The 16,895-nt window shown below is 59.5% G+C and carries 16 protein-coding genes and 2 pseudogenes; 11 read left to right on the top strand and 7 right to left on the bottom strand.

Annotation, left to right across the window (positions count from 1 at the left end; translation table 11 throughout):
* Positions 1-66: 66 nt before the first annotated feature.
* Positions 67-534 carry a tetratricopeptide repeat protein gene (locus DBR00_RS07505; RefSeq protein WP_256582948.1) on the top strand — a complete coding sequence of 156 codons (468 nt, stop codon included), beginning with the start codon at positions 67-69 and terminating at the stop codon, positions 532-534.
* A gap of 7 nt (positions 535-541) precedes the next feature.
* Here the strand turns inward: DBR00_RS07505 and DBR00_RS07500 are convergent, their stop codons facing one another.
* The gene (locus DBR00_RS07500) at positions 542-847 is read right to left on the bottom strand and encodes a hypothetical protein (RefSeq protein ID WP_108485821.1); all 306 of its coding nucleotides are present in this window, start codon (positions 845-847) and stop codon (positions 542-544) included.
* A 71-nt stretch (positions 848-918) separates the two neighbouring features.
* Positions 919-1,911: a TerC family protein gene (locus tag DBR00_RS07495; protein WP_108485820.1), complete on the bottom strand. Its 993-nt coding sequence runs from the start codon at positions 1,909-1,911 to the stop codon at positions 919-921.
* 743 nt (positions 1,912-2,654) lie between these two features.
* Between DBR00_RS07495 and DBR00_RS07490 the strand changes: the two genes are divergently transcribed.
* Positions 2,655-2,867 carry a hypothetical protein gene (locus DBR00_RS07490; RefSeq protein ID WP_108485864.1) on the top strand — a complete coding sequence of 71 codons (213 nt, stop codon included), beginning with the start codon at positions 2,655-2,657 and terminating at the stop codon, positions 2,865-2,867.
* Between the two features lie 43 nt (positions 2,868-2,910).
* On the opposite strand, the gene DBR00_RS07485 is transcribed toward DBR00_RS07490, so the two are convergent.
* Positions 2,911-4,410 (bottom strand): helicase HerA-like domain-containing protein, encoded by a 1,500-nt coding sequence (locus DBR00_RS07485; RefSeq protein ID WP_108485819.1) that lies wholly within the window; start codon positions 4,408-4,410, stop codon positions 2,911-2,913.
* Between the two features lie 126 nt (positions 4,411-4,536).
* Here DBR00_RS07485 and DBR00_RS21415 point away from each other — a divergent pair.
* Positions 4,537-5,556, top strand: a pseudogene (locus DBR00_RS21415) (cache domain-containing protein); the annotation flags it as partial.
* Between the two features lie 93 nt (positions 5,557-5,649).
* Entirely contained in the window at positions 5,650-6,414 is a 765-nt protein-coding gene (locus tag DBR00_RS21410) for a methyl-accepting chemotaxis protein (RefSeq protein ID WP_371920636.1), read from the top strand.
* A 43-nt stretch (positions 6,415-6,457) separates the two neighbouring features.
* On the opposite strand, the gene DBR00_RS20725 is transcribed toward DBR00_RS21410, so the two are convergent.
* From DBR00_RS20725 to purU, 3 genes and pseudogenes are all read right to left on the bottom strand, one after another.
* Positions 6,458-6,634 (bottom strand): hypothetical protein, encoded by a 177-nt coding sequence (locus tag DBR00_RS20725; RefSeq protein WP_177479925.1) that lies wholly within the window; start codon positions 6,632-6,634, stop codon positions 6,458-6,460.
* A gap of 12 nt (positions 6,635-6,646) precedes the next feature.
* A pseudogene (locus DBR00_RS07475) lies at positions 6,647-7,050 on the bottom strand (CBS domain-containing protein).
* Positions 7,051-7,090: 40 nt separating this feature from the next.
* Entirely contained in the window at positions 7,091-7,942 is an 852-nt protein-coding gene (gene purU, locus DBR00_RS07470) for a formyltetrahydrofolate deformylase (RefSeq protein WP_108490686.1), read from the bottom strand.
* Positions 7,943-8,246: 304 nt separating this feature from the next.
* Here purU and mvaT point away from each other — a divergent pair, with 304 nt between their 5' ends.
* Complete coding sequence (gene mvaT, locus DBR00_RS07465) at positions 8,247-8,621, top strand: histone-like nucleoid-structuring protein MvaT (protein ID WP_090248939.1); 375 nt, start codon at positions 8,247-8,249, stop codon at positions 8,619-8,621.
* 158 nt (positions 8,622-8,779) lie between these two features.
* Here the strand turns inward: mvaT and sbcB are convergent, their stop codons facing one another.
* Positions 8,780-10,210 carry an exodeoxyribonuclease I gene (gene sbcB / locus DBR00_RS07460; RefSeq protein ID WP_108490687.1) on the bottom strand — a complete coding sequence of 477 codons (1,431 nt, stop codon included), beginning with the start codon at positions 10,208-10,210 and terminating at the stop codon, positions 8,780-8,782.
* A gap of 171 nt (positions 10,211-10,381) precedes the next feature.
* Between sbcB and DBR00_RS07455 the strand changes: the two genes are divergently transcribed.
* The 6 genes from DBR00_RS07455 (at position 10,382) to DBR00_RS07430 (ending at position 16,858) form a co-directional block, all read left to right on the top strand.
* A complete protein-coding gene (locus DBR00_RS07455) occupies positions 10,382-11,143 on the top strand; it encodes a hypothetical protein (RefSeq protein WP_108490685.1) in 762 nt (253 codons plus the stop codon).
* Positions 11,144-11,235: 92 nt separating this feature from the next.
* Entirely contained in the window at positions 11,236-11,958 is a 723-nt protein-coding gene (locus DBR00_RS07450) for an RDD family protein (RefSeq protein ID WP_108538032.1), read from the top strand.
* Positions 11,955-12,935, top strand: a complete 981-nt coding sequence (locus DBR00_RS07445; protein ID WP_108487028.1) for a stage II sporulation protein M — start codon at positions 11,955-11,957, stop codon at positions 12,933-12,935. The genes DBR00_RS07450 and DBR00_RS07445 overlap by 4 nt, the downstream gene beginning before the upstream one ends.
* Positions 12,922-14,511 carry a DUF4129 domain-containing protein gene (locus DBR00_RS07440; protein ID WP_108487030.1) on the top strand — a complete coding sequence of 530 codons (1,590 nt, stop codon included), beginning with the start codon at positions 12,922-12,924 and terminating at the stop codon, positions 14,509-14,511. The genes DBR00_RS07445 and DBR00_RS07440 overlap by 14 nt, the downstream gene beginning before the upstream one ends.
* On the top strand, positions 14,508-15,755 hold the full coding sequence (locus DBR00_RS07435) for a DUF4350 domain-containing protein (protein ID WP_108487027.1): 1,248 nt from the start codon (positions 14,508-14,510) through the stop codon (positions 15,753-15,755). The genes DBR00_RS07440 and DBR00_RS07435 overlap by 4 nt, the downstream gene beginning before the upstream one ends.
* The gene (locus DBR00_RS07430) at positions 15,752-16,858 is read left to right on the top strand and encodes a MoxR family ATPase (protein WP_256582947.1); all 1,107 of its coding nucleotides are present in this window, start codon (positions 15,752-15,754) and stop codon (positions 16,856-16,858) included. Before DBR00_RS07435 ends, DBR00_RS07430 begins: the two co-directional genes overlap by 4 nt.
* Positions 16,859-16,895: the final 37 nt, after the last annotated feature.

Genomic DNA, 16,895 nt, shown 5'->3' with positions numbered 1-16,895 from the left:
AACACCGCACATGGCCCTTCGTTATCTACTCACAACACTGCTGTGCAGCGGCCTGTTGCTCGGCGGTTGCGCCAGCGCACCCACCCCTCAGCCGCCGGAACCCAGACCGATAGCGGGCAGAACGATACCGCCGCGGCCCAGGCCGACCTGCGCCGCCAGGCCAATCGTGGCGACCTCGACAGCCAGTTCCAACTTGGCAGCCTGTACTTTGTCAGTCAGCCCAAAGACCTCAAGCAGGCAGAGCACTGGTGGAAACAGGCCGCCGACAAGGGTCACGCCATGGCGGCCGTAAGTCTGGCCTACCTGTACACCGGTCGCGACAATCGGCAGTTTCACAACCCGCAGCAGATGCTCAAATACCTGAACCAGTCGGCGGCCGGCGGTAACCCGATGGCTCAGCACATCCTCGGCAACCTTTACCTGACGGGCGAGCAAGGCGTACCGAGTGATCCACTACAGGCCAGGGCCTTATTCAAGAGTGCCTGCCAGCAGAACTACGCGCCCAGTTGCGAGGCGCTGCGCAAGACACCCTGAGCGGCACTCAGGTTTCAACCGCCGAGTTATCGACCGGCTCCGCTGAGTCGCCAGCTGACGGCTGCTCTTTCGACGCGTCGTCCGGCTGCGCATCCTCGGCGGGCTTGCCCAGCCATTCATTGGTCGACTGCTGGACGCCATCCACCTGTTTGTTGAGTTGCTGCAGGGTCTCATCAACCGCTTCGCGGGCTACATCCTGCACCGCTTGTTCCGCCTTCTCGGCCAGCTTCTGCGCCGACTGCTCGGCAGCATCACAACCGACCAGGCCTGCCAGTACCAGCCCCAGGGCCGTCATTTGCAGCGCTTTGTTCATCACGGTCTCCATTACTCTGTGTTGCCAATTTGATGGGTGGCAGCCGACGGGCGGCCGCCACCGGTTTGCATTCAGTTCTGCGGTTCAGCCGGGGCTTGGCCACGGGTTTTCCACAGCGACAGCAGCACACCACCCAACAGCAGACCCAGGGTCACGCTCAAGGAAATGACAGCCGGAATCTTGCCGATAATGCCAACCAGGAAGATCTTGCCGCCGATAAACACCAGCACCAGCGCCAGAGCGTACTTGAGGTAGGCAAAGCGGTGAATCATCGCTGCCAGGGCGAAATACAACGCACGCAGGCCCAGGATGGCGAAGATGTTCGAGGTGTAGACGATGAAGGGGTCCTGGGTAATGGCGAAGATCGCCGGCACGCTGTCCACGGCGAACACCAGGTCGGCCAGCTCGATCAGGATCAGCGCCAGGAACAGCGGCGTCACCCACAGCTTGAGCTTGCCGCTGGCATCCGGCTGCCGTACGAAGAAGCGTTGATCGTGCAGACGGTCGGTCACCGGCAGGTGGTTGCGCAGCCAGTTGACGAAGCGATTATTCGAGAGATCGGGCTCGTCGTCGACCTTGGAGAACAGCATCTTCACGCCGGTCAGCAGCAGGAAGGCGCCGAACACGTAGAGAATCCAGTCGAACTCGCTGATCAAAGCGGCACCCAGGCCGATCATGATGGCGCGCAGGACGATCACGCCCAGAATACCCCAGAACAGCACGCGGTGCTGATAGCGGCGGGGGATGGCCAGGAAGCTGAAGATCAGGGCAATCACGAAAACGTTGTCCATGGACAACGATTTCTCGATCAGGAAGCCGGTGAGGTAATCCATGCTGGCATCGCCGCCTTTCTGGAAGAACACCCAGACGGAGAACAGCAGACCCATGGAGATATAGCCAGCGGAAAGCATCAAGCTTTCCTTGACGCCGATTTCGCGTTCATCGCGGTGCAGAACCCCCAGATCGAAGGCCAGCAGGGTGATTACTACAGCGAGGAACGAGAGCCACAGCCAGGTGGCGGTGCCGAGGAAGTCGGCGAAAAGAAACGTTTCTAGGGCAGTCATGAGCCCCTCCTCTAAGTGTCGAAGTTGTACAAACTGCAACTCCGACATGGCAGCGGTTAGCTGTCAGAGGGGCCCGGCGTTGCGGGGGGAAATATAGAGAGGCGCATGGATTTCCTCAATCGCACAGAGGTTGCAAGGTATTTCACAACAACGGCCGGCGTGTTACGCAACCACACTGGCAGGCATGACGCCGCATGTCGCATGCCATATTGGGGCGCCCACAACCGACTATCTGGATGTAATCTCCCCAAAGCCCCAACACCCGGAATTATTCCGTGCACCCGCTCGCCACTGAATACCTCACAGCCTAACCGGCATTTAGGGCCGTTGTGCACACAGCCCCTAATAATGGGCAATCTTTCGAATAACTGCAGCATCACGCCGTAAACCTGGCGTCAATTTTAATTTAGAAAAATACTTAAAAATCAAGTAGATATAGGATTAGTAGAAATGCAGCATTGAATAAATCAGCCACCCTACAGCAACAACCCTGCGGCGTTATGCCCCCCTGCCCTCATCCCAGCGGGCTGGACATTTAACTCGGCATCGCCATAATTACCCGGCGCGCTATAAGCAGCCCTTTAAATAACGCATTAAAGAGTTCACATACGGCGGTAATAGCCCCTGAGACTATTCACCCGCTTCAATAAGCGCGCAGGTTAAACCTTATTGGCCGCTTCAAATGCTCAGGCAAACACCTGACATTCAGCCAACACTTCTGCTTCAAGACCATGGGTAACTACGTGACGAAAGACGAACTGCGCGCTGAACTCGAGCGCCAGGCGCAGCGTTACAAGGATGTTTACGGCGGGGAAGTCATCACCTACGCCGCTCAACCGGACCCCGAGCGCAAGCCATGGCGCAAGAAGGCCAACCTTCTTGACCAAGCGTTTGAAAAAGAACTGGAAAAAATCGAAAAAGAACTGTGCAGCAAAGCCGACGAGGCCGCCAGCTGACGCAAGGTCCGCAGGCCATCCCCGTAAGGGGATGGCCTGGTATTCAACGCCCTTTACCGCCCATCAACGAGCCCAACAGGCCACGTACCAACTGCCGACCAATCTGGTTGGCGGCTTGGCGCATGGCGGTTTTCATCACCTGGCTGGCCAAGCCACCCAGCAGCTCGCCCGCTGCACTGCCCAGGCTGTTGCCCTCGGTTTTTTTGCTGGCGGCGCCGGGTTCGGCCTCTGCTGCATGCTGCTCGGCAGCCTGCTCGGCGCGCGCCATCAACAATTCATAGGCCGACTCACGGTCGATCGGTCGGTCATAGCGCCCAAGCAGCGGCGATTGACGAATCAACGCGGCACGCTCGCTTTCACTCAGCGGCCCAATCCGCGATTGCGGCGGCGCCACCGCAACTCGCTGCACCATGGCAGGGGTACCCTTGATTTCCAGCGTACCGACCAGCGCTTCACCAATGCCCAGTTCGGTCAGCACCGCCAGGGTGTCGATACTTGGATTGGGGCGGAAACCGTCCGCCACCGCACGCAACGATTTCTGCTCTTTCGCGGTAAAAGCGCGCAGACCATGCTGAATACGCAACCCCAACTGAGCCAACACGGCATCTGGCAGATCGCCCGGCGACTGAGTGACGAAGTAGACACCCACACCCTTCGAGCGGATCAAGCGCACCACTTGCTCCAGGCGCTCCTGCAAGGCCTTGGGTGTGTCGGCAAACAGCAGGTGCGCCTCATCGAAGAACAGCACCAGCAGTGGCTTATCGGCATCGCCACGCTCCGGCAGCTGCTCGAACAGTTCCGCCAGAAGCCAAAGCAGGAAGGTCGCATAGACCTTCGGTGCCTCATGCACCAAGCGGCTGGCATCCAGCAGGTGAATGCGCCCGCGACCGTCTCGGTCAGGGTGCAGAATGTCTTCCAACTGCAGCGCAGGCTCGCCAAACAACGCCTCGGCGCCTTGCTGCTCCAGCCCGGCCAGCTTGCGCAGCAGGGCCTGTGAGGAGGTCGCGGTAAACAGCGCACTGTCTTCACCAAGCACTTCAGGGTGATTTTTCAGGTGCGCGAGCAACGCCTTGAGGTCTTTCAGATCAAGCAGCAGCAAGCCCTCGCGGTCCGCCACTTTGAACGCCGCATAAAGGGCCGCCTGCTGGCTGTCGGTCAACTCCAGCAGCGCGCCCAGCAGCAGCGGGCCCATCTCGCTGAGCGTGGTGCGCAGCGGGTGGCCGCTCTTGCCTTGCACATCCCACAGGGTTACCGGATAAGCACTCGGCCGATGATTGAGCCAGGGCATGCTGGCGATCCGCTCGGCCACCTTACCTTGAGGTGTACCGGCCGCCCCCAGGCCACAGAGATCGCCTTTGACATCGGCGGCAAACACCGCCACGCCAGCATCGCTGAAGGTTTCGATCAAGCGCTGCAACGTCACGGTTTTACCGGTGCCCGTGGCACCGGCAATCAGCCCGTGACGATTCGCCAGACGCAGGGCCTGGCCGACCGACAGGCCCTGCGGATCTCCGCCAATAATGAACTCAGCGCCTTCTGCCATCTTGTTATCTCCGAAGTTAAAGCTTTACTTCAATCAAGCCGACAAAGTGAGCACGCGCTCTCAGCAGCCATGCATTGCCCGCATCAGCACAAGACTGATGCCAGACCTTAACGGACGCAAGAAGCCATGACCAACAACCTGAAATTCAGCCACAAGATCCTATTGGCAGCCTCACTGGTAGTCATCGCTGCATTCTCGTTGTTCACCCTCTACAACGACTACCTGCAGCGCAATGCCATCCGAGAGGATCTGGAAAGTTACCTGAAAGAGATGGGCAATGTGACGGCAAGCAACATTGCCAACTGGTTGTCCGGTCGCATCCTGTTAGTGGAAAACGTTGCCCAATCGGTAGCCAATGACTCCTCGAAAGAGGGCCTGGTTAGCCTGCTGGAACAGAAAGTGCTGGCCTCCACATTTGCCTTTACCTACCTGGGCAGCGCCGATGGTAGTTTCACCATGCGCCCCAATGAAGAAATGCCGGCCGACTACGACCCTCGCCAACGCCCCTGGTACAAAGACGCTATGGCTGCCGGTGGCAGCACCTTGACCGAACCCTATATCGATGCAGCCACGGGCGAGCTGATCATCACCATCGCCACTCCGGCCAAGTCAGCGGGCGTGGTGGGTGGCGACCTGAGCCTCAACACCCTGGTCGAAATCATCAACTCGCTGGACTTTGCCGGCATGGGGTATGCCTTTCTGATCAGCGCTGACGGCAAGATTCTGGTGCACCCGGATAAAGCTTTGGTAATGAAGAACCTCAGCGATATCTATCCCCAAAACACGCCGACCATCAGCGGCGACGTCAATGAGGCTGAACTCGACGGCGAAGGCAGAATTCTGACGTTCGCCCCGGTAAAAGGACTGCCGTCCGTGAACTGGCATGTGGGGCTGTCGATCGATCAGGGCAAGGCCTATGCAATGCTCAGCGAATTTCGGGCCTCCGCCATCATTGCAACCCTTATTGCGGTAGTTCTCATCATGTTGCTGCTCAGCATGTTGATCAGCGTTCTGATGCAGCCACTGAATGTGATGGGTAAAGCCATGGAGGACATAGCACAGGGAGAGGGCGATCTGACCAAACGCCTAAGCATTCAATCGCAAGACGAATTCGGCCGCCTGGCCAGCGCATTCAACCAGTTTGTGGAACGTATCCACAGTTCGATTCGCGAGGTGTCCTCAGCAACCAGCCAGGTCAACGAAGTGGCCAAACTGGTGGTAGGAGCCTCCAACTCATCGATGATCAACTCAGATGAACAGGCCAGCCGGACCAACAGCGTTGCAGCCGCCATCAATGAGCTGGGCGCAGCGGCTCAGGAAATTGCGCGTAATGCCGCTGATGCCTCCAATCAGGCATCTGACGCCCGCCAGCTTGCCGAGGACGGCCGCCAGGTAGTGGAAAAAACCATTCAGGCAATGAACGAGCTGTCCGGCAAGATCAGCGCCTCCTGCGGCAATATCGAAACACTCAACAGCAAGACAGTAAACATCGGGCAGATTCTCGAAGTGATCAAGAGTATCTCCCAACAAACCAACCTGCTGGCCCTCAACGCGGCCATTGAGGCTGCCCGCGCCGGCGAGGCAGGCAGGGGCTTCGCGGTGGTCGCCGACGAGGTACGCAACCTCGCGCACCGCACCCAAGAATCAGCACAGGAAATCGAGAAGATGATCGAAGAGCTGCAAGTAGGCTCACGCGAGTCGGTCATCACCATGACCGAGAGCCAGCGCTACAGCGAAGAAAGCGTCGAAATCGCCAATCAGGCCGGTTCGCGCTTGAGTAGCGTCACGGAGCGGATTGGTGAGATCGATGGCATGAACCAATCTGTAGCGACCGCCACCGAAGAGCAGACTTCAGTCATCGAAGCGCTGAACATGGACATTACTGAAATTAACACCCTCAACCAGGAGGGCGTGGAAAACCTTAACGCCACCCTGCGCGCTTGCGGTGACTTGGAACAACAGGCCCAGCGGCTCAAGCATCTGGTCGACAGCTTCCGTATTTGACCCTTCGGGCAAAACTACGGGGCGCCAATCCAGCGCCCCGTAGTTATTCTTGTTGATCGGTTTCCTCAGATGGTTGCTGCAGCTTGCGCCACAACTCGGCAGCATCGACAAACTCTGCACCATCTTCCGCGCTCAGCGCCCGCGGGTCGTAACGCTGAGTACACCCCTCCCCCAGAATCGGCGGTGCAACAGCAATAGCTCTTTCGAGTGGATCACTCATGGCTCTCGCGCCTCAGCTAATCAACACACGCCCCTCGTCATGCTGGGCAAATTCCTTCACTGCACGCAATACACCGCTCCGGCTAACCTGACCGATCAGCCGCCCGCCCTCAACTACAGGAAGACGCCGCCGGCCACGCAGGAAACGCTCGGAAATCTCGATGATATCGGCCTCGGGCGAAATCACCTCGACATCCGTGGTCATGTACGCACTGACATCACCACCAGCCGACTCGTAATAAGCGCCGGATAAAATGCTGCGCAGACAGTCCCCTTCCGACAACAGCCCCACCAGATGACCCTGGCCGTCGACTATCGGAGCACCGGAAATACGGCGCTCCGATAAACGATTGATGGCGGACGAAAAGTCATCAGATTACGGGTCATGTAGTCACGCACCTTGATTGACTTGAGCATCAGCACATCCTCTTGGCGTGCCCTGAACCGCGGTGAGCACTCAGTCGAACACCACTGTCTTGTTGTCGTGCACCAGCACTCGATCCTCCAAGTGATAGCGTAGACCACGGGACAGCACCATCTTCTCCACATCCTTACCCAGGCGCACCATCTCTTCGATGCTGTCACGGTGGCTGACGCGTACCACGTCTTGCTCGATGATCGGTCCGGCGTCCAGTTCTTCAGTAACGTAGTGCGAGGTCGCACCAATCAGTTTGACCCCACGTAGCGAGGCTTGGTGATAGGGCTTGGCCCCGACGAAAGAGGGTAAAAAGCTGTGATGGATGTTGATCACACGCTGGGAGAACTCCGCGCACAACTGCGCCGGAAGTATCTGCATGTAACGAGCGAGAACGATCACATCGGCATTGTGCACGTTGATCAGACGCTCAACTTCATCAAACGCTGGCTGCTTGTCCTGCGGATTGACTGGTACATGGAAATACGGGATGTCGTGCCATTCGACCATGCTCCGTAAATCATCATGGTTGGAGATCACGCAGGGGATATCGCAATCGAGCTCATCGCTGTGCCAGCGGTGCAGCAGATCGGCCAGGCAGTGTGACTCGCGACTGGCCATCAGCACCACGCGTTTCTTCTGCGCGGAGTCGGTCACACGCCACTCCATGGAGAACTCGCGAGCAATCGGCGCAAAGGCCTGGCGAAACCCATCCAGATCAAAAGGCAAAGAATCGGCGCGAATCTCGTGGCGCATAAAGAACCAGCCACTCTGATTATCCGAATGGTGGCTCGCTTCAGTAATCCAGCCGTTATAAGTGGCCAGAAAATTACTGACCTTAGCCACAATCCCAACCCGATCCGGACAGGCAATGACCAATCGAAAAGTACGCATCAGCGGCTCCAGCACGCAAATAAAGTCGCACATTCTAGTCACTGCGCAGAAAAACTGCAGTACCCGCCAGGGCCGTGCTAGCGCCACTCACGGCTCAGCATATGTAAAGAACTGCAACTAAGCGCCAGCGCGGAACTAATCCGAATGACCGCAAATAATCAGCAATCTAGAATTAGTCCACGCGTGTACGCACAACTTAACAATACAATTCATGAAAAATACCGACAAAGCGGTTTACTTGTGAAAAGTGCCTGACTACTATTGTTATCACTTAATCGCCAACCCCGAATAAAGGTACCCCAACATGTCGTTGATCAACGAATACCGCGCCACAGAAGAAGCCATCAAAGAACTGCAAGACCGCCTGAAAAATCTGTCGCAAGACGACAAGCTGAAAAAAGAATTGGAATTCGAAGGCAAACTGCGCGCACTGATGGGCGAATACCAGAAGTCGCTGCGTGACATCATTGCCATGCTTGACCCAGAAGCCAAAGGCAGCAAAATCACCCGCGCCGCCAAAACAACTGGCACCAAACGCGCCCGCAAAGTTAAACAGTACAAAAACCCGAACACCGGTGAAGTTATCGAAACCAAAGGCGGCAACCACAAAACGCTGAAAGAGTGGAAAGCCAAGTGGGGCGGTGATGTCGTTGAAGGCTGGGCAACCCTGCTGGGCTAAGCTGCACACGCTGACCCTGCTGCACCTAAAAACGCCAGCCCTGCTGGCGTTTTTAATGGGCGGTCATCCATGGCAGCCACTCCACGCGCGCCGCTAGATGGCCGCCGTCATTTTTCCAGGTGCACTTCACTGCAATAGCAGACTATTACCCGTACATATCAGAGGGCATATTGCTGACGCAGGCGCTCAGCATATTCACGCCACTCTTGCAAAACTGCATGCTGCGCAGCATCGACTCCGGCCAATACCTCAGCCAGCGCCTGCTCAAATTGTTCAAGCGTATTCGGTGCGCCATATTGCGGACGACTCAGGCGCTGTTGGCAAAATGTTCGCCAACGTTGCTGCTCATCCGCACTCAAGGTCGTGGAAAAGTTACGCGCACGGTAACGAAACAGCAACTCAGGCAAACGTCCATCATCAAATGGCCAAGCGGCATCAGCCAGACGCTGTGGATCCACACGCCGCACCTGTTCGCACAAACGCCGATCGCGGTCGCCAATAAACCCATCGTACAACTGCTGTTCCGGATCTTCGTTCGGCGTGAATTGTTCTTCGCCATATACCTGCACCAGTTTGTCCCGCCAAACAGCTGCATTAGTCTGTAATTGCTTGGCCTGTGCCTGACATGCCGAAAGATCCAGTTGCAAGCGCTGGATATCCTGCGCACGCAGTACATTCATGGGAGCCACAACCGGGCAACGATTGATATGCAGCAACTTCAGCGGCACGGGTAACTCACCCTCAGCCAGCTGCTCGCGGCGCGTATAAAGACGCGTACGCAATGTTTCGGCGGACTCATTGAGCAGCGGCGCGCAGTCGGCCTGCAGATCGCAGACAATCAACGCATTGCGGTTACGCGGATGCCAAGCCAACGGCAAGACCACCGCCAGGAAATGCCGCGCTCCAGCATAGCGCCCGGAGATATGCACCAATGGCTGCAGCAGGCGTATTTGATCCTGCACGCGCTGCTTACTGCGCAGCTGATACAGGTAGTCATAGAGTTTACGCTGTTTGCTGCGCAGCAGGCGCGCCAGGGCAATGGTCGCACGTACGTCGGATAACGCGTCGTGGGCCTGACCGTGCTCGATGCCGTTGGCAGTGGTCAGGCGCTCCAGTTTGAGCGTCACCCGGCCCTCTTCTTCTGGCCAGGTGATGCCTTCAGGGCGCAATGCATAAGCTGTTCGCACCAGATCGATCAGGTCCCAACGGCTATTACCCCCCTGCCACTCACGGGCATAGGGGTCGAAGAAATTGCGGTACAGGCTGTAGCGGGTCACTTCATCATCAAAACGCAAGCTGTTGTAGCCCACCCCGCAGGTACCAGGCTGCGAAAGCTCGACATGCACACGGCCCATAAATTCGGCTTCATCCAGGCCATGCAGCGCCAGCTTGCTCGGGGTAATCCCGGTCACCAGGCAGGCTGCCGGATGCGGCAGGATGTCGTCGCTGGGCTGGCAGTAGATGTTCAGCGGCTCGGCAATTTCATTGAGGTCTTCATCGGTACGAATCCCCGCTACCTGCAGCGGCCGGTCGCGCCGCGGGTCAATACCGGTGGTTTCGTAGTCGTACCAAAAGAGGCTGGAAGTCACTGTCATGTCCTGATGCTGAGGCGCGAGCAGTCTAGCACCCCACCGCCATCACGCAGACAAGCACAGAACCTTGCACCAGCGCACGCCCCGCTTGGGGTCTGCGCCTTGTAGGGCGCCCTGGCGACGACTAAAGTGGGAAACTCAATTAACCACTCTGCACAAGGACGCCCCATGAGTGAGATCAACCCCAGCAATCCCTACGCTGCTCCTGCCAGCGCACTGCAGGAAGCGCCACGCGACAGCCAGGTGCCGAGCATCGAAGAAGCCCTGAGCCGTGGCTATGACTTCACCATCAGCGACTTGCTCAGCGAAGCCTGGCAACGGGTAAAAGGCACCAAAGGCATCATCATCGGTGGTTTCCTGGTTTTTTACGTTGTACTTCTAGCGGCGTCATTTCTGATTGGCGGCTTCTTCGGCATCCTGGGCCTGGTCAGTGACAGTCCGATGCTGGCCGTCGTGGTCGAAATGGTCGTCGGGATCTTCGCCTCAGCACTGGCCTACCCCTTCATGGCCGGGATAAACATGATTGGCATCCGTCGCGCTGCCGACCAACCGATCAGCTTCAACGATATTTTCAGTCACTTCGGCCGCACCATACCGCTGGTAATCACCGCCATTATCAGCATGCTGCTGATCTACCTCGGCATGATTCTGCTGATCATTCCCGGTCTGTATCTGGCCATCGCCTATATGCTGGCCATTCCTCTGGTGGTCGAGCGCGGTCTGAGCCCCTGGCAAGCCCTGGAAGTCTCACGCAAGGCAATTACCCAGCACTGGTTCAAGGTCTTCGGCCTGTTCCTGTTGCTCGGTCTGATCACCGGTATCAGTGCCATCCCGCTGGGTATCGGCCTGGTCTGGACCATCCCGCTGTTCACCATCGCCATCGGTGTGCTCTACCGCACCATCTTCGGGGTACTGCCGGCACCGCAATAAATAACTCTCTTTGCACCGGCTCAAACGTTTGAGCCGGTTGCTTCCCCGCCTGCTGCTGGCTAGCATCGGGCTTTCCTCGACGCAGTCTGCCGATGTCGCCCACGCCAACCTCTGTTTCAGTCGCCGCCCGCCCGCTGCTGGATACCCGCTATAAGGTGGAAACGCCGGAAGGCATCGACCTGATCCTGCGTCCAGCCGGTGTAGTGCCGCGCGCGCTGGCTTTCAGCATCGACCTGCTGATTCGCGGTGCGCTGCTCGGCGCATTGTTTGCCGTGCTGGCGTTGCTCGGCCAATTCGGTATGGGCCTGGGCACCATCCTGCTGTTTTTGGTGACCTGGTGGTACATGGTGCTGTTTGAAGTGCTCAACCAGGGCCGCTCGCCCGGCAAACAGATGATGGGCTTGCGGGTGATTCATGATGACGGCACGCCGATTGGCTGGGCCGCCTCGCTCACGCGCAACCTGCTGCGTTTCGTCGACATCCTGCCGTTTGGCTACACCCTGGGCATTCTCAGCTGCCTGAATCACCCAGCGTTCAAACGCCTCGGCGATATCGCCGCCGGCACCTTGGTGGTGTACCGCGATAACGCCCCGACAGCACCCGAGCTGCCGCAAGCCGAGCCTATTCGTGCACCGTTTAGCATGAGCCTGAGTGAGCAACGCGCCCTGCTCAGCTTTGCCGAGCGAGCGCAGAGTCTATCCAGTGCACGGCGTCAGGAGCTGGCAAGCATTCTTGCCGAGCCCTTGCAGGTACCTGCTGAGCAGGCCGAACAGCAGATCCACGGGATTGCCCGTGGCTTGTTGGGGCAGACATGAAACAGAGCCTGTTTGAACACCAGCACCAAGCCGAGTGGCACGCCTTCAATGCGCAGCTCGAAGCCCTTGAGCGCGGCAAGGCCGATAGCCAGCAATGCAAGGCCTTTGCCGCCAACTACCGCAGCCTGTGCCAGCACCTGGCCCTGGCCCAGAGCCGGGGCTATAGCAGCCACCTGATCGAGAAACTGCAGCTGCTGGCCATGCGTGGCCATCAGCAGTTCTATCGCCATCGCAGCCCACTGGGGGCACAACTGCTCGGGTTTATCCTGGCTGGATTTCCACGCCTGGTGCGTGCCGAGTGGCGTTTTGTCGTGGCCGCCAGCCTGCTGTTCTTCGGCAGCCTGCTGTTGATGGGCACGCTGGTGTATCACTTCCCTGACCTGGTCTACGGGGTGATGGCGCCTGACCAGGTCGGCGAGATGGAAAAGATGTATGACCCCGACGCCAGGCGCATCGGCCGCTTCAGCGAACGCGACTCCGGTGATGACTGGATGATGTTCGGCTACTACATCATGAACAACATCGGCATCGCCTTTCAGACCTTTGCCAGCGGCTTGCTGTTTGGCCTGGGCAGCCTGTTCTTCCTGCTGTTCAACGGCCTGATGATTGGCGCTGTGGCCGGCCATCTAACGCAGATCGGCTACGGTGAAACCTTCTGGTCGTTCGTCATCGGCCACGGTTCTTTCGAACTCACGGCCATTGCCCTGGCCGGCGCGGCCGGCCTGAAGCTCGGCTGGGCGCTGCTGGTTCCCGGCCGCCTGCCACGCGGCGAGGCGCTGCGGGTCGCGGCCGGCAGCAGCGTACGGCTGGTCGGTGGGGTGATCGTATTTCTGCTGCTGGCGGCGTTTATCGAGGCCTACTGGTCATCCATGGACCTGGCCAGCCCCGCGATCAAATATGCAGTCGGCGCTGGTCTTTGGCTGCTGGTGCTGGCTTATCTCCTCCTGGCTGGCCGAGGTGCACATGCGCCTGACTGATGCCAGCGTCGCCATCCGCCCCCGTAGCGCCTGGGAAGCCGTCGACCTCGGCGTGTTGCTGGCCAAACAGCATGCCGGCCTGTTGATGCTCAGTTGGGCCTTGGTCACCGTGCCGATTTTCGCCCTGCTGTGCCTGCTGCTGTGGGATTACCCCAGCATCGCCGTACTGATTTTCTGGTGGCTGAAACCGGCTTACGAACGCCTTCCACTGTATATCCTCTCGCATGCCCTGTTCGGCGCTACGCCGAGCCTCAAGCAGGCGCTAAAAGCCTTGCCCGGCCTGCTCAAACCGCAACTGCTGGCCAGCCTGACCTGGCGTCGGCTAAGCCCCACACGCAGCTTCGACCTGCCGGTGATGCAGCTGGAAGGCCTGTCCGGAAAGCCGCGCAGCCAGCGTCTGATCGTCCTCGGCCAGCGTGATGCCGGTGGTGCCAGCTGGCTCACCATCGTCGGCATGCACCTGGAAATGGCGCTGTGGTTTGGCATCATCAGCTTCGTCTACATGCTGCTGCCGGCGCAGATGGAGCTGGACTGGACCTGGGACAGCCTGATCAATGCGGCCTCAGGCGAGTGGCTGTGGCTCGAGCATCTGTCCAACCTGACCTACGTTCTGCTGCTGATCCTCTGGGAACCGATCTACGTCGCCTGCGGCTTCACCCTCTACCTGAATCGCCGTACCGCTCTGGAAGCCTGGGACATCGAACTGGTCTTCCGCCAGCTGCGCCAGCGCCTGACGGGCATGGCTTATGCCCTGCTGCTAGGCTGCGGCCTGCTGCTGATGCAGCTGCCAAACAGCGCCATGGCCTCCGATACCGCAACCGCAACCGCAAGCAGCTGCCCGCTGCCGGTTGAAGACCCCATGGGGCCAGAAGCCGACCGCCTGCTCAAGCAACCGCTGACCAGCGCCGAAGCCCAAAAAAGCATCGGCCAGCTGCTCGATCAGCCGCCCTTCGAGCACCGTGAAACCGTCACCCGTTGGCGCCTCGGCGAAGAGCCCAAGGAGCCGAGCGAAGAAGACGCCAAGGCCCTGATCGAACTGCTGGAAAAGTTCTTCAAACTTACCGAATTCTGGAAAAGCGTCGATGCTGTGGCGCTGTTCTTCGAGGTGCTGCTGTGGGCGGCACTGTTCAGCCTGATCGCCTGGTTGCTGTGGCGCTACCGCGACTGGCTGAGCGCCTTTGCCGGTCGCCTGCGTTTGCCGCAAGCCCGCACCTATCAGTCACCTGAGCAGCTGTTTGGCCTGGAAGTGGCGCCACAAAGCCTGCCCGCGGATATCCCCGGTGAAGTGGAACGACTCTGGGATGAACAGCCACGCGCCGCACTCGGCCTGCTTTACCGCGCCCTGCTCAGCCGCATGTTGCACGAACAGCGCCTGCCGCTGAAAAGCTCGCACACCGAAGCCGAAGTGCTGCAAATGGTGCAGGCGCTGCAACAAAAAGACCTCAGCCACTTCAGCCAGGCCCTGACCCGCCACTGGCAGAACCTCGCCTACGGCCATCGACTACCGCCCGCGGCACTCAAACAGGGCCTGTGCAATGCCTGGCGACGCCTATTCGAACAAGGGGCGCAGGCATGAACCGGCGCATTCAGTTTCTCCTCGGTGCCGGACTATTGCTGGTGCTCGGCCTGCTGGGCATCTACCTGCTGGGTAAACTCACGCCCTATGAGGAAACCCTCGAACACGGCCCCTCACCCGAGGCCCAAGCCAACCCGTACCTCGCCGCCGAGCACTTTCTGCGTAAACAGGGCCTGCAGGTACAACGCGCCGATGGCCTGGAGGTCATGCAGAACCTGCCGAGCGCCGGCCAGACCCTATTGCTGCTCGGCGACCGCAACCGCATGACGCCCAAGCAGGCCGAACGCCTGCTGGCCTGGACGGCCAAAGGCGGCCACCTGCTGTTTGTCGCCGAGCGGCTGTGGGATGAAGAGGAAGGCAAAAGCGGCGATCTGCTGCTCGACAGCCTGGGCATCCAGCAATACGAAAGTGAAGAGCTTGACGAGGACGCCAGCGAAGCAGCGGAAGAAGACGCCTCAGCAGAGAACACGACTGACGCTGAGCCACAAGCCGAACCGGAGGCTGCGGCAGATGCAACCACTGAGTCAGACAATGCCTACCCGGAGCTGACCCAGCTGTATCTGGAAAACGAAGAGGCGCCGGCCTACTTCAACTTCGACACCGACTTTCACCTCTACGACTCCGAGAACCGCGCCCACGCCTGGGCCAACAGCGACGCAGCCACCCATCTGTTGCAGCTCTACCATGGTGACGGCCTGATCAGCGTGGTCAGCGACAGCTGGATCTGGCAGAACCAGAGCATCGGCGAATACGACAACGCCTGGTTGCTCTGGTACATGACCCAGGACAGCCAGGTTACCCTGCTCTACCGCGCCGACCGCGACGACCTGTTCAGCCTGCTGCTCGAACACTTCCCGCAGGCATTGGCTGCACTCACGCTGTTGCTGGCATTCGGCCTATGGCATCTGGGCATGCGCCAAGGCCCGCTGCTGTTGCCCGCCAGTCGCAATCGCCGCCAGCTGCAGGAACACCTGCGTGGTAGCGCTGACTTCCTCCTGCGCCACAACGGTCAGCACAGCCTGCTACAAGGCTTGCAACAAGACATCCAGCGCCGCGCGCGGCATCGTCACCCCGGTTTCGAACGCCTCGCGGTGGCCGAGCAGTGGCAGGTGCTGAGCCGCCTGACCCGCCAGCCTTCCAGCGTTATCAGCCAAGCCATGCGGCCGTTGCCCAAGCAGCGCCTGGCCGCCGCCGACTTCACCCGCCAGGTCGCCAACCTGCAAACCCTCAGGAATGCCCTATGACGAGCGAACACACACCCGAACAGCCGGCCAGCGACATCGAGTCAGCCCCTGTCGCCGCTGAAACCGTCGAAGCTGCTGCCACCGAAACGCCTGTACCGACCCCAGCACCAGCTGCCCCGGCAGCTGCAGCAGCCAACCCGAATGCGCAGCGCCAGCGCGCCAGCCAGTTGGCTCAGGCACTGCGTGGTGAACTGCAGAAAGCCCTGATCGGCCAGACGGCGGTGATCGACGATGTACTCAGCGCCCTGATCGCCGGCGGCCATGTGCTGGTCGAAGGCGTTCCTGGCCTCGGCAAGACCCTGTTGGTGCGCGCCCTGGCGCGCTGCTTTGGCGGCGAGTTTGCGCGCATCCAGTTCACCCCGGACCTGATGCCCAGCGACGTCACTGGCCACGCCGTGTACGACCTGCAAAGTGAGCAGTTCAAGCTGCGCAAGGGCCCGGTGTTCACCAACCTGCTGCTGGCGGATGAAATCAACCGCGCCCCGGCCAAGACCCAGGCGGCGCTGCTGGAAGTCATGCAGGAACGTCAGGTGACCCTGGAAGGCCGCGCGCTGAATGTGCCGCTGCCGTTTATGGTGCTGGCCACGCAGAACCCGATCGAGCAGGAAGGTACCTACCCGCTGCCGGAAGCCGAGCTCGACCGTTTTATGCTCAAGCTGCGCATGGATTATCCCGAGCAGAGTGAAGAGCTGAACATGGTTCGCCAGGTGGCGCGCTCGAGCAAAGCCGACATGCTCGAAGTCACCCCGCTGCGCACCCTGCTGCAGGCCCGCGATGTACTCGCACTGCAGAAAATTGCCAGTGACCTGCCGATTGATGAACAGGTGCTCGACTACGCCGTACGTATCGCCCGTGCCACCCGCACCTGGCCGGGCCTGGCCATCGGCGCTGGGCCGCGCGCCTCGATTGCCCTGGTGCGCTGCGGCCGCGCCCGTGCGCTGCTGCGCGGCGGTGATTTCGTGCTGCCGGATGACATCAAGGGTTGCGCCCTGGCTGTACTGCGTCACCGCGTGCGATTGTCGCCGGAGTTGGATATCGAAGGCCTGTCGGTGGATCAGGTGCTGCAACAGCTGCTCGACCAGGTTCCGGCACCGCGCCTATGACCCGTACTTGGCAAAAGCCCGCATTGAGAGGCGCCTC

It is taken from the genome of Pseudomonas sp. HMWF032 (genome assembly GCF_003060885.1).
Taxonomy (GTDB): domain Bacteria; phylum Pseudomonadota; class Gammaproteobacteria; order Pseudomonadales; family Pseudomonadaceae; genus Aquipseudomonas.
This window is presented reverse-complemented; position numbering and strand designations above follow the sequence as displayed.